Source organism: Streptomyces sp. NPDC046915, from assembly GCF_040644935.1.
Taxonomy (GTDB): Bacteria; Actinomycetota; Actinomycetes; order Streptomycetales; family Streptomycetaceae; genus Streptomyces.
Map to the genome: position 1 here is coordinate 47,159 of NZ_JBEYXB010000018.1, position 21,827 is coordinate 68,985.

The 21,827-nt window shown below is 69.4% G+C and carries 23 protein-coding genes and 1 pseudogene; 10 read left to right on the plus strand and 14 right to left on the minus strand.

The window, feature by feature from the left end:
• Nucleotides 1-70 precede the first annotated feature (70 nt).
• Genes ABZ915_RS35985 through ABZ915_RS35995 form a run of 3 tightly spaced genes read right to left on the minus strand, consistent with a single transcriptional unit; the run spans nucleotide 71 to nucleotide 4,087 of the window.
• Nucleotides 71-1,363, minus strand: a complete 1,293-nt coding sequence (locus ABZ915_RS35985) for an acyltransferase (RefSeq protein WP_361812156.1) — start codon at nucleotides 1,361-1,363, stop codon at nucleotides 71-73.
• Nucleotides 1,363-3,657 carry a glycosyltransferase gene (locus tag ABZ915_RS35990; protein ID WP_361812159.1) on the minus strand — a complete coding sequence of 765 codons (2,295 nt, stop codon included), beginning with the start codon at nucleotides 3,655-3,657 and terminating at the stop codon, nucleotides 1,363-1,365. Before ABZ915_RS35990 ends, ABZ915_RS35985 begins: the two co-directional genes overlap by 1 nt.
• 19 nt (nucleotides 3,658-3,676) lie before the next feature.
• Entirely contained in the window at nucleotides 3,677-4,087 is a 411-nt protein-coding gene (locus ABZ915_RS35995) for a hypothetical protein (protein WP_361812162.1), read from the minus strand.
• Nucleotides 4,088-4,393: 306 nt separating this feature from the next.
• Here ABZ915_RS35995 and ABZ915_RS36000 point away from each other — a divergent pair, with 306 nt between their 5' ends.
• Nucleotides 4,394-5,422 (plus strand): chitinase, encoded by a 1,029-nt coding sequence (locus ABZ915_RS36000; RefSeq protein WP_361812165.1) that lies wholly within the window; start codon nucleotides 4,394-4,396, stop codon nucleotides 5,420-5,422.
• A 13-nt stretch (nucleotides 5,423-5,435) separates the two neighbouring features.
• On the opposite strand, the gene ABZ915_RS36005 is transcribed toward ABZ915_RS36000, so the two are convergent.
• The 4 genes from ABZ915_RS36005 to ABZ915_RS36020 all read right to left on the minus strand — a co-directional run bounded on the left by ABZ915_RS36005 (nucleotide 5,436) and on the right by ABZ915_RS36020 (nucleotide 11,090).
• Nucleotides 5,436-6,083 carry a hypothetical protein gene (locus ABZ915_RS36005; protein ID WP_361812168.1) on the minus strand — a complete coding sequence of 216 codons (648 nt, stop codon included), beginning with the start codon at nucleotides 6,081-6,083 and terminating at the stop codon, nucleotides 5,436-5,438.
• A gap of 7 nt (nucleotides 6,084-6,090) precedes the next feature.
• Nucleotides 6,091-7,290, minus strand: coding sequence for a cyclic dehypoxanthinyl futalosine synthase (gene mqnC / locus ABZ915_RS36010; RefSeq protein WP_361812171.1), 1,200 nt, complete (start codon nucleotides 7,288-7,290; stop codon nucleotides 6,091-6,093).
• A 102-nt stretch (nucleotides 7,291-7,392) separates the two neighbouring features.
• Complete coding sequence (locus ABZ915_RS36015; protein ID WP_361812174.1) at nucleotides 7,393-8,127, minus strand: A24 family peptidase; 735 nt, start codon at nucleotides 8,125-8,127, stop codon at nucleotides 7,393-7,395.
• Nucleotides 8,124-11,090, minus strand: coding sequence for a BTAD domain-containing putative transcriptional regulator (locus tag ABZ915_RS36020; RefSeq protein ID WP_361812177.1), 2,967 nt, complete (start codon nucleotides 11,088-11,090; stop codon nucleotides 8,124-8,126). Before ABZ915_RS36020 ends, ABZ915_RS36015 begins: the two co-directional genes overlap by 4 nt.
• Before the next feature lie 251 nt (nucleotides 11,091-11,341).
• Between ABZ915_RS36020 and ABZ915_RS36025 the strand changes: the two genes are divergently transcribed.
• Complete coding sequence (locus ABZ915_RS36025) at nucleotides 11,342-11,959, plus strand: hypothetical protein (protein WP_361812180.1); 618 nt, start codon at nucleotides 11,342-11,344, stop codon at nucleotides 11,957-11,959.
• A gap of 23 nt (nucleotides 11,960-11,982) precedes the next feature.
• Nucleotides 11,983-13,005, plus strand: coding sequence for a hypothetical protein (locus ABZ915_RS36030; RefSeq protein WP_361812183.1), 1,023 nt, complete (start codon nucleotides 11,983-11,985; stop codon nucleotides 13,003-13,005).
• Between the two features lie 5 nt (nucleotides 13,006-13,010).
• Here ABZ915_RS36030 and ABZ915_RS36035 read toward each other — a convergent pair whose 3' ends face one another.
• Nucleotides 13,011-13,430 carry an ATP-binding protein gene (locus ABZ915_RS36035; RefSeq protein ID WP_361812186.1) on the minus strand — a complete coding sequence of 140 codons (420 nt, stop codon included), beginning with the start codon at nucleotides 13,428-13,430 and terminating at the stop codon, nucleotides 13,011-13,013.
• Between the two features lie 168 nt (nucleotides 13,431-13,598).
• Between ABZ915_RS36035 and ABZ915_RS36040 the strand changes: the two genes are divergently transcribed.
• The 3 genes and pseudogenes from ABZ915_RS36040 to ABZ915_RS36050 all read left to right on the plus strand — a co-directional run.
• A complete protein-coding gene (locus ABZ915_RS36040; protein WP_361812189.1) occupies nucleotides 13,599-14,450 on the plus strand; it encodes a helix-turn-helix transcriptional regulator in 852 nt (283 codons plus the stop codon).
• A gap of 9 nt (nucleotides 14,451-14,459) precedes the next feature.
• Nucleotides 14,460-14,642, plus strand: a complete 183-nt coding sequence (locus tag ABZ915_RS36045) for a DUF397 domain-containing protein (protein WP_361812192.1) — start codon at nucleotides 14,460-14,462, stop codon at nucleotides 14,640-14,642.
• 11 nt (nucleotides 14,643-14,653) lie between these two features.
• Nucleotides 14,654-14,737 (plus strand): annotated as a pseudogene (locus tag ABZ915_RS36050) (DUF397 domain-containing protein); the annotation flags it as partial.
• Here ABZ915_RS36050 and ABZ915_RS36055 read toward each other — a convergent pair.
• Both ABZ915_RS36055 and ABZ915_RS36060 read right to left on the minus strand, forming a co-directional pair.
• Nucleotides 14,730-15,299, minus strand: a complete 570-nt coding sequence (locus ABZ915_RS36055) for a leucine zipper domain-containing protein (RefSeq protein ID WP_361812195.1) — start codon at nucleotides 15,297-15,299, stop codon at nucleotides 14,730-14,732. The pseudogene ABZ915_RS36050 and the gene ABZ915_RS36055 overlap by 8 nt on opposite strands.
• Complete coding sequence (locus tag ABZ915_RS36060; protein ID WP_361812198.1) at nucleotides 15,226-15,624, minus strand: VOC family protein; 399 nt, start codon at nucleotides 15,622-15,624, stop codon at nucleotides 15,226-15,228. Before ABZ915_RS36060 ends, ABZ915_RS36055 begins: the two co-directional genes overlap by 74 nt.
• A 93-nt stretch (nucleotides 15,625-15,717) precedes the next feature.
• Here ABZ915_RS36060 and ABZ915_RS36065 point away from each other — a divergent pair, with 93 nt between their 5' ends.
• The gene (locus tag ABZ915_RS36065; protein WP_361812201.1) at nucleotides 15,718-16,707 is read left to right on the plus strand and encodes a YafY family protein; all 990 of its coding nucleotides are present in this window, start codon (nucleotides 15,718-15,720) and stop codon (nucleotides 16,705-16,707) included.
• A gap of 194 nt (nucleotides 16,708-16,901) precedes the next feature.
• Here ABZ915_RS36065 and ABZ915_RS36070 read toward each other — a convergent pair whose 3' ends face one another.
• Nucleotides 16,902-17,768 carry an alpha/beta hydrolase gene (locus ABZ915_RS36070; RefSeq protein WP_361812204.1) on the minus strand — a complete coding sequence of 289 codons (867 nt, stop codon included), beginning with the start codon at nucleotides 17,766-17,768 and terminating at the stop codon, nucleotides 16,902-16,904.
• 103 nt (nucleotides 17,769-17,871) lie between these two features.
• Between ABZ915_RS36070 and ABZ915_RS36075 the strand changes: the two genes are divergently transcribed.
• Entirely contained in the window at nucleotides 17,872-18,033 is a 162-nt protein-coding gene (locus ABZ915_RS36075; RefSeq protein ID WP_361812207.1) for a hypothetical protein, read from the plus strand.
• 28 nt (nucleotides 18,034-18,061) lie between these two features.
• On the opposite strand, the gene ABZ915_RS36080 is transcribed toward ABZ915_RS36075, so the two are convergent.
• Nucleotides 18,062-18,460, minus strand: a complete 399-nt coding sequence (locus ABZ915_RS36080; protein WP_361812210.1) for a nuclear transport factor 2 family protein — start codon at nucleotides 18,458-18,460, stop codon at nucleotides 18,062-18,064.
• 588 nt (nucleotides 18,461-19,048) lie between these two features.
• Here ABZ915_RS36080 and ABZ915_RS36085 point away from each other — a divergent pair.
• The gene (locus ABZ915_RS36085) at nucleotides 19,049-19,555 is read left to right on the plus strand and encodes a hypothetical protein (RefSeq protein ID WP_361812213.1); all 507 of its coding nucleotides are present in this window, start codon (nucleotides 19,049-19,051) and stop codon (nucleotides 19,553-19,555) included.
• Here the strand turns inward: ABZ915_RS36085 and ABZ915_RS36090 are convergent.
• Nucleotides 19,498-20,247, minus strand: coding sequence for an SDR family oxidoreductase (locus tag ABZ915_RS36090; protein WP_361812216.1), 750 nt, complete (start codon nucleotides 20,245-20,247; stop codon nucleotides 19,498-19,500). The genes ABZ915_RS36085 and ABZ915_RS36090 overlap by 58 nt on opposite strands.
• A gap of 13 nt (nucleotides 20,248-20,260) precedes the next feature.
• Entirely contained in the window at nucleotides 20,261-21,013 is a 753-nt protein-coding gene (locus ABZ915_RS36095; protein ID WP_361812219.1) for an SDR family oxidoreductase, read from the minus strand.
• 118 nt (nucleotides 21,014-21,131) lie between these two features.
• Between ABZ915_RS36095 and ABZ915_RS36100 the strand changes: the two genes are divergently transcribed.
• Nucleotides 21,132-21,731 carry a TetR/AcrR family transcriptional regulator gene (locus ABZ915_RS36100; RefSeq protein ID WP_361812222.1) on the plus strand — a complete coding sequence of 200 codons (600 nt, stop codon included), beginning with the start codon at nucleotides 21,132-21,134 and terminating at the stop codon, nucleotides 21,729-21,731.
• The last annotated feature ends 96 nt before the right edge of the window (nucleotides 21,732-21,827 follow it).

Here is a 21,827-nt window from a genome sequence, read left to right on the forward strand (position 1 = left end):
CCCATTGTGGCAGCAGGCGCCACGGCACCGGCGCAGCGCCCCCGGCCGCCCTCCCGATGGATCCGGGCCGTCACGGCAGCAGTCTCGGCTTCTTCCTCGCCGCCACGTCCTCCACCCAGCCGCACAGCAGGATGAACAACGCGATCAGGACCCAGCCGATGCCGAACATGAACCACTGGCTGTCCAGCGGCAGGTACTTCTCGAAGGCGGGGACATTCCAGAACTGGTCGATCAGCGGGACCGCGAGGACCAGTGCGATCTCGTGCCAGAGGTAGATCGTCACCGCGCGCGCGTTGAAGACCGTGACCGTCCGGTCCAGCCGCTTGAAGCGGGTGAGCCAGGCGAAGTCGATCCGGAAGTACGCCTTCGCCCACATCAGCAGCATCACGAAACCGGCCGACCAGAAGGCCTGCGCGAGGGGGTCCTCGTCCAGGTCGTACGTGCCGAAGTCGGCCTGGTGCGAGAAGGCGTACCAGGCGCCGTACCCGAGCACGGCGAACGAGAGCACGACCACCAGGGCCGGTTTCATCCGCTGGAGCACACCGTCGCGGTGGGCGAAGCCGAGGATCCAGCAGAAGAGGTACGTCGACAGGTCCCACAGGGCGCTGCCCAGCCGGTTGTCCGGGCCGGACCAGACGAAGTCCAGCACCAGGATCGGCGCGAGGGAGAGCACCAGCACCAGGGCCGGGGCGAGCCGGAAGACCCGCAGCAGCAGCGGGGACAGCAGCACGAACCAGAGGTACGTGCGCAGGTACCAGAGGATCTCCCAGGCCTGCTCGCCCCAGGCGTTGCCGGGCGGGTCGCCGAGCGGCACGATCCAGTAGACGATCTGCCAGCCCGGTATCCAGTCGTGGATCAGCATCGCCAGCACCACGAAGACGCCCCAGAACCAGAACGGCGGCAGCAGCCTGCGCAGCCGGCTCTTCAGGACCTTGGCCGCGGGGCGCTCCAGCGACTTCGCCATCAGGGTGCCGGCCAGGCCGAACATGATCCCCATGGACGGGAAGACCATCCCGCACCAGGCCCAGCCGAAGGTGTGATAGGTGACGACACGGATGAGGGCGACGGCACGGAGGGTGTCGAAGTAGCGGTCGCGGCCCGTGGGCCTGGGCTTGGCCCGGGACTTCCTCTCCCCGGCGGCGGAAGCCCGGGGTTCGGGTTCGGGTTCGCGTGGGCGTTCGCGTTCGGGTGCGGCTTCCGGTTCGGGGGCCGCTTCCACCACCGGCAGCGGCGCCGTGGCCTCCGCCGCCGCGACCTGCCCGTAGTCCGCATAGTGCCGCGGGTACTGCTGCTCCCCGTACTGGTAACCGTCGTACCCCTGCGGATACGGCTGCCCGTACCCCTGCTGCTGCTCCCAGCTCATCAGCCGCTCACCCCCGCCGGCGTCCCGACCTCACCCGTGCGCTTGAGCTTCTGCCAGCGCAGCCGGCCGCCGGTGAGGGCGGTGATGCAGGAGTGGATGAGGACGAGGTACATCATCTGCCGGTAGGCCAGCTGTTGCAGCGGCATCATCAGCAGGTAGCGGTACTTCTCGCGGTCCAGGCGGAAGGCGTACGCCGCGCACACCAACTGGACGGCGAGCACCGCGAGCCAGGCGAGCAGCGCCGCCTGGAAGTCGATGAAGATCATCGAGTAGGCGGTGAACACGTCGATGAGCGGGGCGAAGACGGGCGTGACGATCTGGAAGAGCACCACCAGCGGCATGCCGACCCGGCCGAAGCGCCCCGAGGGCCCCTTGTCCGTGAGGGACTTGCGGTGCTTCCACAGCGCCTGCATGGTGCCGTACGACCAGCGGTAGCGCTGCGACCACAGCTGCTTGAGCGAACCGGGCGCCTCCGTCCAGGCCTTGGCGTGCTCCTGGTAGACCACCCGCCAGCCCGCGCGGTGCATGGCGATGGTGATGTCGGTGTCCTCGGCGAGGGTGTCCTCGCTCATGCCGCCGACCTCCAGCACCGCGTCCCGGCGGAACGCGCCGATCGCACCCGGGATGGTGGGCATGCAGCGCAGCAGGTCGTACATGCGCCGGTCCAGGTTGAAGCCCATCACGTACTCGATGTGCTGCCAGGCGCCGATGACCGTGTCGCGGTTGCCGACCTTGGCGTTGCCCGCGACCGCGCCGACCTCCGGGTCGGCGAAGGGCTGCACCAGCTGCCGTACGGTGTCCGCCTCGAAGACGGTGTCGCCGTCCATCATCACGACGATGTCGTGACTGGCGTTGCGGACGCCGTTGTTCAGGGCGGCCGGCTTGCCCGCGTTCTCCTGCCGGATGACGCGGACGTTGCGCATGCCGAGCGACTCGGCCGCGCTGCGCGCGATCTCGGACGTGTCGTCGGTCGAACCGTCGTCGACCACGATGATCTCGATCGGATGGGTGCTCTGCGCCAGCGACTGGAGGGTGTTGGCGATGCACTCCTTCTCGTTGTACGCCGGGACGATCACACTCACCGGCTGGGTGACCGGCGGACCCCAGCTGAAGCGGCGTTTGTTGCGCTGTCTGTAGTGGCTGCGGGCGAGGATCAGCATCATCCCGAAGCGGCCCATGACGGCGACGCCCACGACCAGCAGCCCGACCGACAGCGCGGGCACGGTCCATTCGGCGACGGCGACGGCGACGATGAGGGCCTTGCCCTCGTAGAGGGTCACGCCGGTGGCGGTGCGGTGAGCCGCCTGGAGGCGGGCGGTGGTGCTCGCGCCACCCTGACCGCCCGGCCCGGCACCGGTGCCGGCGCCAGGCCGGCTGCCGGGCTGTCCACCCGCCGTCTGCCGTTCCGCCGCGTTCTGCTTCTGGACGACACCGCTGATGGTGGTGAAGGTGTAGCCCTTCGCCTTCATCTTCTTGATGTACTGCGGCAGCGCCTTGATGGTCTGCGACCGCTCGCCACCCGCATCGTGGAAGAGCACGGAGGCACCCTTGGTGCCCTTGGGCGTGGCCCACTTGACGATCTTCGAGACGCCCGGCTTCTTCCAGTCGTCGCTGTCGGTGTCGACGAAGACGCTGGTGTAGCCGTCCTTGCCGAGCTTCTCGTAGACGGGCCAGCTGTAGTTGTCGATGGCGTCCGTCTCCGAGGAGTACGGCGCGCGGAACAGCGTGGTCGTGATGCCGGCCGCGCCCGCGAGGGCCAACTGCGTCTGCTGCATCTCGCGGTTGACGCGGGCGTCGCTCTGGTACGACAGGTCGACGTGCGTGAAGGTGTGGATGCCGACCTCGTTGCCGTCCCCGACCATCGTCTTCACGATGCTCGGGTAGCGCGACACCATCGAGCCGACCAGGAAGAACGTGCCGGGCACGTCGTTCTCCTGGAGGATCTTGAGCACCTGCGGCGTCCAGGTCGGGTTCGGCCCGTCGTCGAAGGTGAGCGCGATGGTCTTGTCCGGCACGGAGACGGTGGTCGCCCGGCCGCCCCGGAAGGTGAGGATCGGGCCGCCGTCGAGGATCTTTTCGGGGACCTTGCTGGAGCTGGCGCCGTCACGCACCCGCTGGTCGCCGCCGACCTCGGCGCGCAGATAGCCGTCGAGCAGCATCACGCAGGTCAGCGCCAGCAGAAGCAGCAGGGCGAGGATGACACGCGGTTTCTGCAGAGCCGCGGCCTTGCCGGCCGCCCGCTCCATACGGGTGGGGGCTCGGCGTCTGCGGCGTGCGGGTGTCGAAGTAGTCATGAGGGTGGCTGCGCTCCCGTCAGTTGGCGGACACGGACGAGGTGGCGATGGCCGTGGGCGTGGCCGTGGCCGTGGCCGTGGGCATGGTCCTGGGCGTGGGCGGTGCCGACGGGGCGCCGCTGGGCAGGCCGGCCTGGCGGCCGATCCCGCCCTGCGGCTCGTAGCCGCCGGGGGCCTGACCGCTCCGCCCGCCCGCGAAGGGCAGCAGCGAGGACGGGGTCAGTGAGGTGCCCCAGCCCATGAAGGCCATGACGAGCACGACGGCGTAGCCGGCACAGACGACACCCGTGGCGGTGCCGATGCGGCGCAGCACTCTGGACCGACGTCCGGAGTTGTCAACGAACACGGGACCCTCGACGGACCCGTTGCCACGTTTGCGACGGCGACCGCGCCCCTCGGTGGTGCTTTCGATGGCAGTCTCGGAATGCATTCCCCGGATATTAGAGACTCTTTATGTGTCCGCATCCCTTCTTCATGTGAGGTGGCCATGAAAAACGCCTCAACCTAGCTGTTCCCTGAGAGATTCTGTGAATACCTGCGCAACCGTATCCTGGGCGGAAAATACCCGAACACCCCATCCATCCAGACCGATTGGCCCGATTCGCACCCCTCAACCCATGTATTGCCTGTGTATTGTCCGCCGAATTGAACATCGGCTTCGCATGAGACGTTTTCCTTTTGAAGGAGACTTTGTTTCAGTGCTGAGACACACATCACGAGAGCGGGTGCAGAACTCATGAGGAGTTTCCTGAAGCCGGCGACCGGCCTCACATGCCTGTTTGCCATGGCAGTCACGGGGTGCTCCTCGGGCTCCGACGGAACGTCGAAGGCGGCGCCCGCGCCACCCGAACGGAGTGCCGCGAGCACCGAGAACGCGGCCGCTTCGAGCACCTCCTACGCCCCGTACGTCAGCGCCACGACCGCCTCCGACAACGACTCCGCGGGCTCCCCGGCGACGTACAACCTGGCCTTCGTGATCTCCGACGGCAACGACTGCACGCCGAAGTGGAACGACGAGTACGCCATCGGCAACTCGGCGGTGAGGAGCCGGATCTCGCGGCTGAAGCAGGACGGCGCCACGGTACGGGTGTCCTTCGGCGGCGCCTCCGGCAAGGAGCTGGCGGCCACCTGCGGCAGCGCGTCGAAGCTGGCCGCCGCCTACACCGAGGCGCTGGACGCGGCGGGCGCCACCCAGGCCGACTTCGACATCGAGGGCGACGAACTGACCGACTCCGGCTCGGTCGCCCTGCGTTCGAAGGCGATAGCGCTGCTTCAGAAGGACCGCGACGGCCTCACGGTCTCCTTCACCCTTCCGGTGATGCCCTCGGGGCTGGACGACGACGGCCTGGCGCTGCTGGAGTCCGCGAACGAGTACGACGTCCAGGTCTCGACCGTCAACATCATGACGATGAACTACGGCGAGTCGTACACCGGCGACATGGGCGACTACGCCCTCACCGCCGCCGAGGCCACCCACACCCAGCTGAAGAAGGTCTTCGGCCTGTCCGACGCCAACGCCTGGCGGGGCATGGCGCTGACCTCGATGATCGGCGTCAACGACATCGGCAGCGAGACGTTCACCCTCTCCGACGCGGCCCAGCTGCGGACGTTCGCCGAGGAGAAGGAGATCGCCTGGGTGTCGATGTGGTCCAGCTTCAGGGACCAGCAGTGTGAGGACGACGACTCCGCGTCCGACGACGCGGCGACCGACTGCAGCGGGGTGAAGCAGAGTTCGGGGGCGTTCGGGAAGGCGCTGGCGGGCTGACCCGCCGGGAGGGTCAGCGGCGCCGGTGCAGCAAGCGCCCGCGCACGACGGTCGCCACGCAGCTCGCGGCGCCGCGCTCGGCGAGGCCGGCCTCGTCCGGCGCGTCGAAGACGGCGAACGTCGCGTCCATTCCCTCAAGAGGCAGCAGCGGCATCAGGATCGCCTCCGCGAGGCTCCGTCCGGCCAACACGTCAAGACGCGGTCGCCCCTCGGGGTCCTCGAACCGCTGCTCGGCCGTCAGCCCCACTCGGTGCACGGCGTCCAGCACCGCGGGCCGCCACAGATCGCCCGCCACCGCGATCGTCCCGTGGGCGAGCATCCGCTGCACCCCGCGCCGCGCGCTGGCGCCCCAGCGGGCATCGGTCAGGCCGAGCGCCGTGAGAGCGTCGCCGGTGATCGGCTCGGTGCCCAACTCGTCGGCCTCGCGCGGGTCCGGATGGTAGGCCTGCTCCAGCAGTTCGGGCCCGTACGGGTTGAGCAGACCCGGCGCGAGAACCCCCGGCCAGTGCCGGACGCGGGCCGTCGGATGCGCGGCCGCCAGTTCCTCGTACGGCCCCATGCCCCTCGCCTCCCGGCCGTCGACCAGCACCGCGCCGCCCGGCACGGGAGGCCGCAGCGGGTTCCCCGTGACCAGGAGGCCGGCGGCGTGAATCGTCAGCACAGCGGCGCTAGTTGGACGCGAGCAGCTTCAGCTCGGGATGGGCGGTGCCGCCCGTGATCGCCGTGGAGGAGATGTGCGACATCACGCGCTCGTCGACGGGGTCGTTCGCCGGGTCGTCGTGGACGACGAGGTGCTCGTACGTCGTCGCGCGCTGCGCCGGTACCCGGCCCGCCTTCCTGATGAGGTCGATGATCTCGAGGCGGTTGGAGCGGTGCTTGGCGCCGGCCGAGGAGACCACGTTCTCCTCCAGCATGATCGAGCCGAGGTCGTCCGCGCCGTAGTGCAGCGACAGCTGGCCGACCTCCTTGCCGGTGGTCAGCCAGGAGCCCTGGATGTGCTGGACGTTGTCGAGGAAGACGCGGGCGATGGCGATCATCCGCAGGTACTCGAAGAGGGTGGCCTGGGTGCGGCCCTTCAGGTGGTTGTTCTCGGGCTGGTAGGTGTACGGGATGAACGCCCGGAACCCGCCCGTGCGGTCCTGGACGTCCCGGATCATCCGCAGGTGCTCGATCCGCTCGGCGTTGGTCTCGCCGGTGCCCATCAGCATGGTCGAGGTGGACTCCACGCCCAGCCGGTGCGCGGCCTCCATGATCTCCAGCCAGCGCTCGCCGCTCTCCTTCAGCGGGGCGATCGCCTTGCGCGGCCGCTCGGGAAGCAGCTCCGCGCCGGCGCCCGCGAAGGAGTCCAGGCCCGCCTCGTGGATGCGGGTGATGGCCTCCTCCACCGAGACGCCGCTGATCCGGGCCATGTGCTCGACCTCGGAGGCGCCCAGCGAGTGGATCACCAGCTGCGGGTAGGCCTCCTTGATGGCCCGGAAGTGCTTCTCGTAGTACTCGACGCCGTAGTCCGGGTGGTGGCCGCCCTGGAACATGATCTGCGTGCCGCCCAGCTCCACGGTCTCCGCGCAGCGGCGCAGGATGTCGTCGAGGTCGCGGGTCCAGCCCTTCGCGGTGTCCTTGGGGGCCGCGTAGAAGGCGCAGAACTTGCACGCCGTGACGCACACGTTCGTGTAGTTGATGTTCCGCTCGATGATGTACGTCGCGATGTGCTCGGTCCCGGCGTACTTGCGGCGGCGTACGGCGTCGGCGGCGGAGCCCAGCGCGTGCAGCGGGGCGTCGCGGTAGAGGGCGAGTGCCTCCTCAGGGGTGATCCGCCCACCGGCGGCGGCACGGTCGAGGACGGACTGAAGGTCGGCCTTCTCGGTCACCGGGGTCCCTTTCGCACGGTTCACAAGGGTTGTGGACGGACCGAACCAGCCTACGTCAGGGCATTCGTCCGGCTCACGTCAGGCCGTGTGCGCGCCGAGACGTCAGGCCGTGTACGCGCCGATCAGGACCCCCGCGAAGGCCCCCGCGATCAGGAACGGCCCGAACGGGATCATCGTCTTGCGGCCCGCGCGCCGCGCGACGACGAGCGCGCCGCCGTACAGCGCCCCGAACAGGAAGCCGGCGAAGGTGCCCAGCATCACCGTCGGCCAGCCGTACCAGCCGAGCACGGCGCCCATCCCGAGCGCCAGCTTCACATCGCCGAAGCCCATGGCACCGGGGTTGATGAGCCACAGCACGAAGTAGCCGGCGCCGAGGGCGAGGGCGCCCAGCAGGGCGGTCGGCCAGTCCCCGGCGTGTTCGGGGACCAGGGCGACCAGCGCGAGCAGCCCGAGGGCGGCCCCCGCGAGCGGCAGCGTCACCGCGTCCGGCAGCCGGTGCACCCGCAGGTCCACCACCGCCAGCAGCACCGCAGGGGGCGCGAGCAGCAGCCAGACGCCGAGTTCGGGCCGGGTGCCGGTGGCGGCGGCGAGAGCGGCGCAGACGACGCCGGTGACGGCGGCGAGCCGCCAGGCGTGCGGGCCGTACGACGACTCGGGCCACGTGCATCGCGTGCAGCGCGCCCGCCCGAGCCACCCCGCGACCGGATGGCCGCCCGGACAGTTCTCCCGCCACTCCTCCTCCGGGGGGACGGAGAAGCGGTAGGCGGCCCGGGGCAGCAGGGTTCCCGCCGCCGCGCCCCACAGCGCGGCGGCGACGATCAGCAGGGCGTCGGTCATCCGGTCGCGGCGACGCCCTCGCGCCAGGTCGGGAGGAGCTCGTCGAGGAGCGCCTCGGTGCGCGGCGGCAGGCCGCGGGCCCCGCTGCGGCCGAGGAGGTCGGCGGCGAGGGAGTTCAGCCGGGCCGGGTCATCGGTGGCGTGGGTGGCACGCAGGAGCTCGTTCCACAGGCGCTCGTCGTCCGGGGCGGTCCTGAGCGCCGCGTTCAGGGCCTCGATGGCCTTCTCCGCGCGGTCCTTCTCCAGGTGGAAGGCGGACAGCGCGAGGCCGATGTCGGCGACCAGCAGCGGGAGCCGGGCGTCGATGATCTCGTGGGTGAGCCAGCGGTAGCGGCCCTCGGGCCGGTCGGCGAGCAGCGGTCCGCGGACCAGCACCAGCGCGTCGGTGAGCAGCCGTCCCCGGACCGCCCGGCTGTCGACGCCCTTGCCCTGCGTGGCCTCGTGGTAGAGGGAACGCAGTACGTCCAGGTCGGAGACGACCGACTTGGCGAGCGTGAGCCGCCCGGTCTCGTCGGCGCCGAGCCGGGGGCTGCCGTCGGGTTCGGTGCCGAGCCAGGCGCGCAGCCGCTCCATGAGCGCGTCCCGCACGTCGTCCGTGACGCCGCGCGGCCACAACGCGGAGGCCAGCACGCGCGGGTGGACGCCCTCGCGGTGCAGGAGCAGCAGGGCGAGCGCCTCGTGCAGCAGGGCGCTGCGGTCGCCGTCCGGGGTGTCGAGGCCGATGATCTCGTACGACCCGACCAGACGCGCGTACACCGCCGGCCGCCCCTGTTCGCTGATGTCGACGAGGAACGGCGGGGTGGTGGTCGGTCCGTCCGGGTCACGCTCGGGGTCGGCCTCGACGAACAGCTCGACGACCGCGTGCCGCTGGGCGGCGGGCAGGAGCTGGGCGTCGAGTTCGAGGCCGAGCAGCGGGGCGAGCAGCTTGCCCTGGGCAGTGATCTCCATCTCCCAGGCGGCGCCGGGCAGGTCGCCGGTCTCGGTGCCGACCAGGTAGCCGATGCCGAGACGGCTGGCGTCGGCGGCGAGTTCGGCGAGCTTCACGGCGTCCTCGGCGGCGGGCTGGGCGGCGAGCAGCACGAGGTGCGGGGCCCAACGGGTGTGCTGGGCGGGCCCGGTGCGGCCGGTGAGCACGGAGTCGTGCCCGGCGGCGCCGAGGGCGCCCCGGCGCTGCCGCGTCTCGGCCTCCATGGTCTCGATCAGCGCCTCGATGCCGTCGAGGTGGCGCAGTCGGTTGGGGGCGAGCGCGGTGAGGTCCTCGCCGAAGCCGACGAGGGTGATGGTCATACGGTCCGACCAGCCGTTGGTGGCGAGTTCGGCGGCGACGGAGGCGAACAGGGCGGCCCGGTCGGCCTCGCGCCCGCTCAGCGAGACGATGCCGGGCACGGCCTCCAGGTTGAGCAGCAGCCGCGAGTCGTCCATGGTGCCGAGGCTGACGAGGCCCGGGTACGGCGCGGCCGTGTCGACGTCCTCGTACCGCTCGGCGTCGGTGCGGGACAGCATCCAGAACGTCTGGTCCTGCCCGAGCCGCCACGGCGTCGGCGGCTTGCCGGCCGGCTGGGCGAGCTGGAGGTGCAGATCGCCGTTGCTGAGCCAGGCGGCGTAGACGACGGGCAGCGCGCGCGACTCGGCGGCGAGGGAGGCGGCGAGCCCGCGCAGCGACCGGTCCAGCAGCCGTACGCCGTCGGGGTCGGCGCCGACCAGCAGCGCGTCCTGGACGTCCTGGGCGTCCCCGGTCGGCGTCGGCGGCTCCATGCCGCGCCGCCCGCCGACGGCACCGAGCGCCGACTGCCACAGCGCCTGCCGGCGCCGGCGGCCGAGGGCACCGAGGAGACCGGCGGCGAGGAGGGGGGCGCCGAGGAGGGCCTCGGGCAGGCCGAAGCCGGTGCCGTGGGAGGTGCTGTGGGAATCGGTGGAGGGAGCGGGCGGGGTGGCGTGCTGCTCGTGCCGGTCCCCGGTGGCGTCCGGGGCGGGCCGCTGCTGGGGCAGGGAGACCTGCGAGGAACCTTCGTGCTGCCCCTGGGCGTGGTCCCCGGACTTGGCGTAGTCGTGGATCTGCTCCTTGACGTCCGGGGAGACGTGCGCCTCGGGCATCTCGACGAGCTCGCCGCCGTGCGCGTCCGCCGGCATCTCCATGATCCAGCCGGGCCGGATGAGACTGGCCTCGGACAGCCGCGAACCGTCGGGCTGGGCGCGGTCCTTGTTGAGCTCGTAGATCTCCTTGTACCGGCGCCCGTCGCCGAGGTGCCGCTGGGCTATCTCCCAGAGGGAGTCGTGGTGACGCCCCTCCGGCGGCTGGATCCGGTAGTACTTCGTGCCGCCGTCCCGGGCGGCGGTGCCACCCCCCGCGTCCGCCTGGGCCGCGGCGTGCGAGGCCTGTCCGGCGACGGCGGCCGCGGCGCTCGCGGCCTGCTCCTGCGGCTGGGTGAACAGGCTGCCCGGCGTCTGCTGGGCCGCGGCGACCGTCCCCTTCTGGTTGCCCTCAAGGCTGTGCCCGAGCTGCGACAGCCCCGGCGTGAGGCTGGCGGCCGTGGCGCCGACGAGCAGCAGCGCGGCGACGAGCTGACGGGCGAGCAGCTGACTGGGCCCGGCACCGGGCACCCGGCCGGGCAGGCCGACACCGGAGAGCGCGGCCTTGACCTCGACGAGCACGCAGGCGGTGAACTGCGCCCAGGCCAGCCAGACGATGACCGTCAGCACGTGCAGGAACGTCGTGACCGTGATCTCCTGCTGGAGCCAGTCGAGCGACGGCGCCTCGTGCGGCAGCGGCCAGCCCACGGTGACGGCCAGCGCCCCGGGCACGCCGACGACCAGCGCGAGCAGGGCCACGAACGCCAGGAACGCCTTGACGAAGTCCCCGAAAGTACGCCGCCGCACACGCACCGGCTGCGGTGTCCGGTTCCGTGGGCTCGTCGGGCCTCCGCTGGGGCCTCCCGTCGAGCTTGATGTGCTGCGTCGCGCCATGGCGGGTGTCCTGGGTGGTGAGTGGAGGAAGTCGGGCTGGGGGGTGGGCTGAGCCTACAGAGATCCTATTGACTCGCACTGACACGGCGAAGCCCGGAGGGGAAACGTGAACACCCGCCCGCCGCCCCCACACAATCCCCCGCAACCGCTCAAGTGACTGTCATACGCCCCTGATAACTTCGTTCCCAGCTGCATACGCCGAACTCGGGGGAGACTCAACTGTGGCCCGCCGCACCTTGACACTGACCACCTTGACGACGACGACCGCGGCCCTGCTGCTGACCGCCTGCGGCGGAAGCGGCGGCGGCAAGACGGACGACATCAAGGGCGCGGACACGGGCTCGAAGAGCCCGTCGGCCGCCGCGTCGGCGTCGGCACCGTCCGGCGTCAAGCGTCCGGTGATCACGCTGCCGAGCAACTTCCAGCTCACGTTCGCGAACTGGACGAGCAGCGATCCGGTGGAGCAGGCGGTGCTCGACGACGCGAAGGAAGAACTCCGGGCGGGGTACGCGGCGATCATCGCGAACAACCCCGACAGCAAGGACGTCGCCTTCTACGACACCGAGGCGGTCATCCAGCAGACCAAGACGTGGATCAAGTCCTACACGGACAAGAACGTCACCGTCATCGGCAAGCTCCCCGCCTTCGACCCCAAGGTCAGCCTGGCCAAGACCGGGAGAGGCGCGTCCCTCAGCTACTGCACGGACGAGAGCAAGGCGTACACGAAGAACCGTAAGACCGGCAAGGTCCAGGGGAATCCGGCGGGCACGAATCCCGACGTCCTCTACGTGGTCTCGCTGGCGAAGAACCCGCAGGGCGTGTGGCAGAACGCGGGCGTGCACTCGGAGCGGGGCGGGTGCTCCAAGTGAGGGCGCCGTACCGGGGAATACCCGTGATCGCCGCGTCACTTGCCGTGGCTCTGCTGAGCTCCACGCCCGCCGTCGCGTTCGGGGGCTCCGACACGCGGGGCGGGTCCAAGGGCAACGAACTGACCGCCTCCGCCGGCCGGTCCCGTATCAAGGTCACCCAGATCAGCGGCCCCACCGGCGGCAAGCGCGGCACCGTCTCCGCGACGGACGTGAACTGGAAGCCGCCGCCGTGCTGGTACGAGCCGGTCTTCTCCCCCGCACAGCTGAAGGACTTCGCGGAGAACAACGGCGACGGCGACGCCGGCCTGCGCGACGGCTGGTACGGATCGAAGCTCTGGACCGCCCACTTCAAGGACGGCAAGGACGCGACCAGCATCTTCACCACGCCGTCCACCGTGCCGGGATACAAGAACTACAACCTCGGCAAGCACGGTTACTTCTGGCGCGGAGTCGCCCCGGACCTCTACAACCTCGACGACACGTCGCTGTGCACCCGGCTCATGTTCTGGGTCGACGCCGGCAAGATCCCCGCCGTACCGAACGCGCCCACACCGAAGACCCTCGCCGAGTACGCCTACAACAAGATCAAGGTCCCCACCACCTCGATCGAGCTGAAGCCGACGACCAAGTCCACCGTCAACCTCCCCACCTGGGTGTGGCTGGACAAGGGCACGTTCAGGGACGTCAAGGTCCGCGCGGAACTCCCCGACACCGGCCTCTGGGCGGAGACCACCGCCAAGCCGGTCGCCCTCCACCTCGACCCCGGCACCTCGGACGCCGAGACGACCCCCTCCTCCGGCGACTGCAAGATCAACGACGACGGCTCGATCGGCACCCCGTACAAGCCGGGCGACGGCGACAGGACCCCGCCCTGCGGCATCACCTACCTCCGCTCCTCCAACGGCACCCCCTACCAGCTGAAGGCCAGCATCACCTGGCAGATCTCCTGGAAGGGCTCCGACGGCTCGGGCGGCGACCTCCCCGACGGCGTCTTCGCGACCACGCAGGACATGAATGTCCAGGAAATCCAGTCGGTGAACCGCTGACGCGCTTACGCGGCTGCCACTTCGCACCACACGTACTTTCCCGGGTGGCCGTTCCTGGACAGCCGATTCCAGCCCCACAGATCGGCGCAGGCCCGGACCAGACCGAGGCCGCGGCCCTCCTCCGCCTCCAGTTCCGTCAAGTCAGCCGGTGACAGTGGGGGTTTAGGCGGTCTGGGGTCCGCGTCCCACGCGCCGATGCGCAGGACGCCGTCCTTGCAGCCCAGCCTGGGCGCGGCCGGTCCCTTGGCGTGCTGTACGGCATTGGCGACCAGCTCTGTTGCGAGGAGTTCGGCGACGTCCGTCAGGCGGATCAGGCCGTGGATCGTCAGGATCAAGCGGAGAGTGCGGCGGCAGACGGTGACCGCTCTGACGTCGTGGGGGATGTGGAGCGTGTATTCCCAGGGTTCGGGAGCGGTTTCGGGCATGCGTGATCTCCGATTCTGCGTGGGGGGGGGTTGGAGATGGCGGCGTTCCACAGCGTGTGCGTCGCGTCACCGACAGTAGGTCCTGAAATTAGGACCTTGCAAGCCGCTGCCGTAATCTTCACCCTGAACGGGGCACTGGCTAGGGGACGTTAGGGCGAGGAGGAAGCCATGGGGCGTCGGCGGCATCCCACGGCACGCCAGGTACGACTGGGCCTTGAGCTGCGGAAGCTGCGCGAGGCAGCCGGGCTCAAGGGGCGCGAGGCGGCGGAACTGCTTGGGGCCGACTCGGTACAGATGAGCCAGATCGAGGCAGGCATCGCGGGCGTGAGCGAAGCCCGTGTCCGACGCCTCGCCGCCCACTACGCGTGCGCGGACGAGGAGTTGCTCGCGGCGCTGGTGGCCATGGCGACCGACCGTACGCAGGGCTGGTGGGAGGAGTACCGGGGCTCACTGCCCACGCCGTTCCTGGATCTGTCGGAGTTGGAGTACCACGCCACCTTCCATCGCGAGGTGAGCTTCCTGCACGTACCCGGTCTCCTTCAGACGGAGGATTACGCCCGCCGGATCCTCGGACACCGAGTGCCCGAACTACCGGAGGGCGAGCTCGATCTGCGTGTCCGGCACCGGCTGGCGCGGCGCCTGATCCTCAAGGGGGACCGGCCGATCCCGTACGAGACCGTGATCCATGAGGCGGCACTACGTATCCGGGTCGGCGACCGCGCCGCGGCTCGCGCCCAACTCGCTCACATCCTGGAATTCTCGGAGGCCGAACACATCACCGTGCGAGTGATCCCTTTCGACCTGGACGACTTTGCCGGGGCCGACAGCGCCATGGTGTACGTAGGCGGAGCCATGCCGCAGCTGGACACGGTCGTACGAGACGGTCCGCACGGCACGGCCTTCATCGACGCCGAAGCTCAACTCGGTCGCTTTCGAACGCTCTTCCATAGAATGAAGGCCACATCACTCGAGCCTGAACGGTCGCGTGACTTCATCCACGAGCTGGCGCAGGAAGTGTGAGGGCATCTCATGAGCACGCCCGACAACTGGCAGAAGTCGTCATTCTCGGGCAGCGGTGACGGCAACGCCTGCGTCGAGGTAGCCGCTACCTCCGCCACCCTCCACCTCCGCGAAAGCGACGAGCCCGCCACGGTGCTCAAGACCTCGACTCCCCCGATGGCCGCCCTCATAGGCCACCTCCGGGATATGTGAGGACACCCCCCATGAGCACGCCAGACAACTGGCAGAAGTCGTCCTACTCCGGCGGAGGTGAAGGCAACGTCTGCGTCGAAGTAGCCGCTACCCGATGACCTCGCGCAGCTCCTCGCCGGTCGGTGGGTCGAGGTCCCGGAGCCGGTTGAGTCCCCGCCTCACCAGGATGCGGTGAACGGTCGCGGGCGCGAGTGTGACGCCGTGCAGCCGCCGTAGGTCGGCGGCGAACCGGCCTGGCCCGTGCTTGGTCTGCCGCCGCAGCGCCTCCACCAGGTCAGCGATGTCCTCGGGGGTGCGGGCGGGGCTGATGGCGGGGCGGGAGGAGTGGTCGAGTAGTCCGTTCTCACCGTGCGCGCGCCAGCGGGCGTACCACTGGGCCAGGCAGCGGCGGGAGATCCCGGCTTCCGCAGCCACGTGCGCGATCGGACGTCCGGCGTCGATCCGCAGACACAAGCGCAGACGTCCTTCGAGGGTCAGCGGTGCGTTCCGACGTCCCCTGCTGGTGGCGTTCCTGGACTCGGGGGCCGCGTTCACCGGGAGCCCAGGGATCTCAGGGCTCCCGCGTGAGCGGCTGTGCGTGGCGTCAGCGTGCGAACTTCTCGATGGCCTCCGGGGTGACGGGGGTGAAGAAGTTGACGAGGTTGCCGTCGGGGTCACGGAACAGCAGCGACCGGTTGCCCCAGGGCATCGTGGTGGGCTTGGTGACGAAGTCGGTGACGAAGCCGGTCAGGTTGTTGTAAACGCTGTCCACGTCGTCGACGAGGAACTCGGTGATCACGCTGTGGTTGTCCGCCGGGCGGGCGGAGCCCGGGGCGAACAGGGGGACGGTGCGGGTGCTGCCGATGGCGAGGGTGGCGCCCGCGGTCCTGAGTTCGGCGAAGTCTTCGGTGGCCCACGTCGCCTGCGCCCCTGTGGCTCGCTCGTAGAACTCGACGAGGCGCGCTACGTCGCCGGTGATGATGCGGATCGAGATGAAGTTCATGGGGATCTCCTTGGCTGTGCTGGAGGCGTACACGTCGCAGGTTAGAAGAAATAGTGGACAGAATCGGTCCTGTATTCGCGTTAGGCTGCGGATATGTCTCGACCCACCGGCCGCGTGCTGACACTCCTGGAGCTGCTGCAGTCGGGCGGCACCCGGACAGTGGCCGAACTCGCCGACCGGCTCGGCGTCGAAGGACGCACCGTGCGCCGGTACGTGGATCAGCTGATCGACCTCGACGTGCCCGTGGAGTCGGTGCGCGGCCGCTACGGCGGGTACCGGCTCGCCCCCGGGTACCGCCTGCCTCCGCTCATGCTCAGCGACGACGAGGCGCTGGCCGTGCTGCTCGGCCTGATCGCCGGCCGCCGAGCAGGGCTGACGACGACGGAGTACACGGCGAGCGAGACGGCGTCGGCGAAGATCCGGCGGGTGCTGCCCAAGCACATCGCCCGCCGGCTCGACACACTCCTGGAAGCTCTCGCCTTCACGGACCATCCCGGCGAGTTCGACACCCCGGACGCCGGGGTCCTGCTCACCATCGCCGATGCGGTGCGCCACCACCGACCGGTCTCGATCCGCTACACCGACCGCGAGGGACGGCGCAGCGAACGCACACTGCACGCGTACGGGATCGTCGCCCATGCGGGCCGGTGGTACGTCACGGGCAAGGACGCCCAGATCGGCGAGGACCGAACCTTCCGGCTAGACCGCATCGCAGACGCGCGGACCCTGCCCGGCTCATTCGAAGCGCCCGGGGGTCCCGCTCCTGCACAGCGCGTGTTGTCAGGATTCGCCACGGCCGGGTACCGGCATGAGGTGACCTTGCGGATCCACGGGACGGTTGAGCAGATCCGCGCCCACCTTCCCGTCAGCGTCGCGAGCCTGGAGGAGCACGAGCCCGCGGCAGGAGAGGACCGCGCGACCGAGCGCTGGCTGCGCGTCGAGCTGCGCGCGGAGCGGCTCGACTGGTTGCCTTCCGTACTCGCGGCACTCGACCAGCCGTTCGTCATCGAGCGCCCCGATGAACTCCGCGACCTCGTCATCGCGCTCGCCGATCGCCTCACGTCCTGTGCCCGCCGAGCCTGACAGCGACTCCACAAGCACGGCCGGACTGTATTCAGGACTCGACCCCGCCCGACACTCACCCATCCGGGAAGCCATCGCCAGGGCGTACAGCTTCATGTGTAGGTACGGCCGTACCTGACTGAACACACAGACCATGCCGACAACAGGTCGCTTCGCTGGTTTGGATCCTCACATGTTCCAGTCCCCGACCCTGCTTATCCCAGCACCCTCCCGAGGAAGCCGCGCAGGTAACCCGTGACGACGTCCAGGTGGCTCTCCAGCAGGAAGTGACCGCCGTTGATCAGGTGCACCTCCGCCTCCTTGGCGTCGCGGGCGAAGGCCCGCGCACCCGCCGGGCCGAAGATTTCGTCGTTGCGGCCCCACACGGCGAGCACCGGGACCTCGCTGGTGCGTAGGAATTCGTGCAGCAGCGGGTAGAGCGGGCGGTTGTTCTGGTAGTCGCGGAACAACGCCAGCTGGACCTCGTCGTTGCCCTCGCGGGAGACGAGGGCGAAGTCGTGCTCCCAGGTGTCCGGGCTGACCAGGCTCGGGTCGGGCACGCCGTGCACGTACTGCCAGCGGATGGCGTCGACGCCCAGCGCGGCGCGGACGGCGGGTTCGGTGTCGGGGCCGGGATTCGCCCCGTAGGCCCAGACGTCGCTCCAGAACGACTCGACGAAACCGTCCTCGTAGCCGTTGCCGTTCTGGGTGACGAGGGCGGAGATCCGTTCGGGGTGCTGGAGCGCGAGGCGCCATCCGATGGGGGCGCCGTAGTCCTGGACGTAGAGGGCGTAGCGGTCCAGGCCCAGTTGGTCGAGCAGTCCGGAGGTGAGTTCGGTGAGGGCGTCGAAGGTGTAGGTGAACTCCCCTACGAGGGGGGCGTCGGAGTGGCCGAAGCCGAGGTGGTCCGGCGCGATGACGTGGTAGTCGTGGGCCAGCAGCGGGATGAGTTCGCGGAACATGAACGAGCTGGTCGGGTAGCCGTGCAGCAGGACAATCACCGGGGCGGCGGCGGGGCCGGCTTCGCGGTAGAAGATCTCATAGCCGTTCACAGTGGCGGTCCGGTGGTGCACCGAGTTCATATCTGACCCCTTTGAAATGCGTACTCTGGTTAGTTCCTCCCTCTGCAAGCACGGGTGTGGGTCAACCCGTCAATGATTCGATCCAGAGGGAGAGTGGCATCCGATGGACGCGCCGCTGGACCTGCTCAACAGCAGTCCATTGGTCAATGGTCTGGAACTGCTCGAACCCGGCATAGTTCCCCTCACGCGTCGGCGTCCCGACCCCGCGGACGCGGGCCGCACCCGCGACATCGACGAATTCTGCGCGGTGACCGGCAAGCCGTGACCTCACGGGGCCCTTGCCCTGAGCCGGGTCACATCACGGCGTCGGTCTGCAGTGGGCCCGCGGTGACCCGGAGCGTCCGGATGCGCACCGGCTCTTCCTGGTCGAGGTAGAAGATGTGCATGAAGGGGGCGCGCACCACCCGCTCCGGTTCGCTCTTCTTGGCCATGACCGCCTCACCGCGCAGCAGACGGACGCCGTCGCCCGCGGTCCAGAACTCCAGGATCTCATGGCTGATGACCAGCGGTGCGTCGATCTTGACGAAGAACTCCTTGATGGCCTCGACACCGCGGATGTGCGCGGCGCCGAAGTACATGTCGGTGTTGTCGGTCAGTGGCGCGAAGCCCTTGCCGAACTCCAGGGTGTCGATGGCGTCCATGAACTTCAGGACCCAGCCGGGGACGGCTGTCGCTTGTGCGGTGACTGCCATGGTGTGGACTTCCTGATCGGACTGCGGCGCACGCCCCTTGCCAACCACGCCTTCCCCACTCCTTCCGATCTGAACGCGCCGTCCGGCGAGGACGTCAAAAGGCCATCGCTGCGACGAGGGAAGAGAACAAGACGACCACCGCTGGCTGCTTGCCCCTGAAAAAGGGTTTGGGCTGGTGACGGGGACACCTGCGACCGGTGCTACAAGCGACACGAAAAGACCTGCGCCATCTGTGAACGGGTCCGCCCCGGACACCACATCAACGGTGGCCTGGGCCCGTTCCACTGCGACACATGCCGCCCTCGCGAAGAGTGCGCATGTGCCCTGTGCGGCCGGATCGGGAAGGTCAAGGTCTTCTGGCCCAAGGGACCGGTGTGCGACCTCCGCTACAGAACAGCTCTGTCGACCCCTGCACCGTGCGCGTCGTGCAACCGACATCGCATCCTGATCGGTCAGACGGCCGGGGGAAGCCCCCTGTGCAAGGCGTGCTCGTTCCCCGACGAACCGGTCGAGCGGTGCTCGGCCTGCGATGAGCCGACGGACCTCTACTCCGGCCGCCGCTGCCCCCGCTGCATCCTGACCGCCCGCGTGACCGACCTGCTCTCCGCGGACGGCGCAAGCGTGACCCAGTCGCTCCAACCCCTCGCCGCGGTACTGACCGGCGCGGACAACCCCTACCGCGTCCTGCAGTGGCTGCGCCGACGCCCTGCCGCCCGCCTCCTGGGAGGCCTGGCCCTCGATCCCGAAGCACTGGACCACAAATCCCTCGACGCGCTGCCGCAACGGACTGCCACCGCCTACGTGCGTGGGCTACTCGTCACCGCCGGCATCCTGCCGCCACGCGATGAGAATCTCGCCCTCCTCACCAACTGGGCCGCACGGACCGTGGCCGAACTGCCACCACGGCACGCCAACCTCGTCCGTCCGTTCGCCGAGTGGCACATCATCCGCGACGCCCGCCGACGCTCATCCCGCGGCCGTTACACCTATGCCGCACACAAGGGTGACTGCGGCAACGGCGGGGCTGTTCAGGCTGCTCAATACGCCAGCTCCCCGATCCCCCCATCAACCCGCAGCACCGTGCCCGCGGTGTAAGCGGACTCATCCGAGGCGAGGTACACGGCCGCCTTCGCCAGCTCCGTGACGGTTCCCAGACGGTGGAGGGGTACGGTCTGCCGGAGTTCCTCATAGAGGGCGGCCTGGCGTTCGGGGCCGAGGGGGGCGAACGCGTTGGTGACGGTCGGACCCGGGCTCAGTCCGTTGACGCGGATGCCCCGGTCCTTCAGCTCGTAGGTCAGGCCGCGTGTGTAGGAGAGCAGCCCCGCCTTCGCCGCACCGTAGACCGTCGCGTTCTCGTGTCCTATGTACGCGGAGACCGAACCGACGAGGATAACCGAGGACTGCTGCGAGAAGAGCGGCAGCAGGTCCCTGATCAGGAAGAACGGCGACTTGAGATTGGTCGCGACGAGCCTGTCGAACGCCTCCTCGGTCCATGCGTCGAGCGGTAGGTGGGTGATGTCGGCGGCGTTGCTCATCAGGACGTCGAGCTTCGGCCACTCCGCCCGCAGCCGTGCCGCGAGTGCCGCTTGGCCGGGTACGTCGCCGGCGTCGCTGGCGATGGTCAGCAGCGGGCCTTCAAGTTGCCGGGCTGCCTCGTCCAGCCTTTCCCGGGAGCGGCCGGTGATGGCGACGGTCGCGCCTTCGGCGAGGAACTGGCGGGCCGTTTCCAGGCCGATGCCGCTCGTTCCCCCGGTGATCAGTGCGTGCTTCCCTGCAAGACGATTCACTGTTCTGAACTCCTCAGATCGCGGTCCGGCCGCCATCGGCGGCCACGATCGCTCCGGTTACGTAGCTGGCGCGGTCACTGGCGAGGAAGGCGACCACCTGGGCCACTTCGGCCGGGTCCGACGTGCGCTTGAGCGCGGTGGTCAGACCTATGCCGCCCATGTCCGGGCCCATCGCCGCGACCACCTTGGAAGTGCGCATCGGCCCCGGGGCCACGGCGTTGACCCGCACGTTCGACTCGGCGAACTCCGCCGCCCAGGTACGGGTCAGCGATTCGAGCGCCGCCTTGGTGGCGCCGTAGACGGCCATGCCCGGCATGCCGAGGCCGGCCGCGGTGGAGCTGATGTTGACGATGCTGCCGCCGCCGCCCGCCGCCATCTTCTCCGCGAACAGCGCGGTGAGCAGGAACGGCGCGCGCACGTTGACGGCGAAGGCGGCATCGTAGTTGGCGAGGTCCTGCCCGAGGGTCGGGGCGAACGTCATCACACTCGCGTTGTTGATCAGGATGTCGACGGTTCCGGCGCCGTCGGCCAGTTGCCGCACAGCCGCCGGGTCGGACAGGTCGGCGACGACGAACCGCACGGTTCCGGCCAGGGAGCCGCCACCGACCGCGCGTATGTCCGCCACCACCTGGGCACCGCGCTCGGCGTCGCTGCCGGTGAGGATCAGATCGGCCCCGCCCGCGGCCAGCACCTCGGCCGTCGCGTGCCCCAGCCCGCCGATCGCGCCGGACCCGGTGACGAGTGCCGTCTTGCCTGCGAATTCCATCTCTTCGCCCTTCACGCCGGCCGTTGGCCGAGCGACTTCTGTGCGTTCGTTCAAGAAGTAACGCAGCAGAAGCTACGACTTCTTGAACGCTGAGTCAAGAAGTCGTAGTCTTGGTCGCGTGGCACGAACCGGACGCCCCCGCGAGTTCGACAAGGAACAGACGCTGGCGCGCGCACTCGAACTGTTCTGGTCCCGGGGATACGGGGCGACGTCGGTCCAGGACCTGGTCGACGCGTTGGCCGTCGAGCGCGGCAGCCTCTATGGAGCGTTCGGTGACAAGCGCCGCTTCTACCTGGACGCCGTCAGGCTCTACTGGGAGGTGTACGAGCGGCACCTGACCACCGCGCTCGACACCGCCCCGCTCCTGCCGGCCCTGCGCGAGATCCTGACCCACCCGGCGCGGCTGGACGAACTGATCTCCGACGTGGGCGTTCCGCAGGGCTGCCTGGTTGGCAACACCACCGCCGAACTCGTCCCCCAGGACAGTGAGGCCACGGAGGTCGTGACCCGCTCGTACCGCCGCTTCATCGAGATCGTCACCGACGCGCTCCGCCGTGCCCAGACCGCCGGTGAGGTCACGGCCAACTCCTCCCCCGAGGCCCAGGCACAGCTCCTGCTCTACATCGTCCAGGGCCTGTCGCTCGTATCGAGAGCGGGTCTCGATCAGAGCGCGGCGCTGGCTGCGATCGACACGGCGGTGGACGGGCTGCGGGCGTGACCAGTCCCCGCCTTGTGGTCTGTCGCGGACAGGCAGAACCCGTTGTCCTCGGGGTCGGCCGGCATGACGTTGTCCGTATGCCTGGCCTGAACGGTC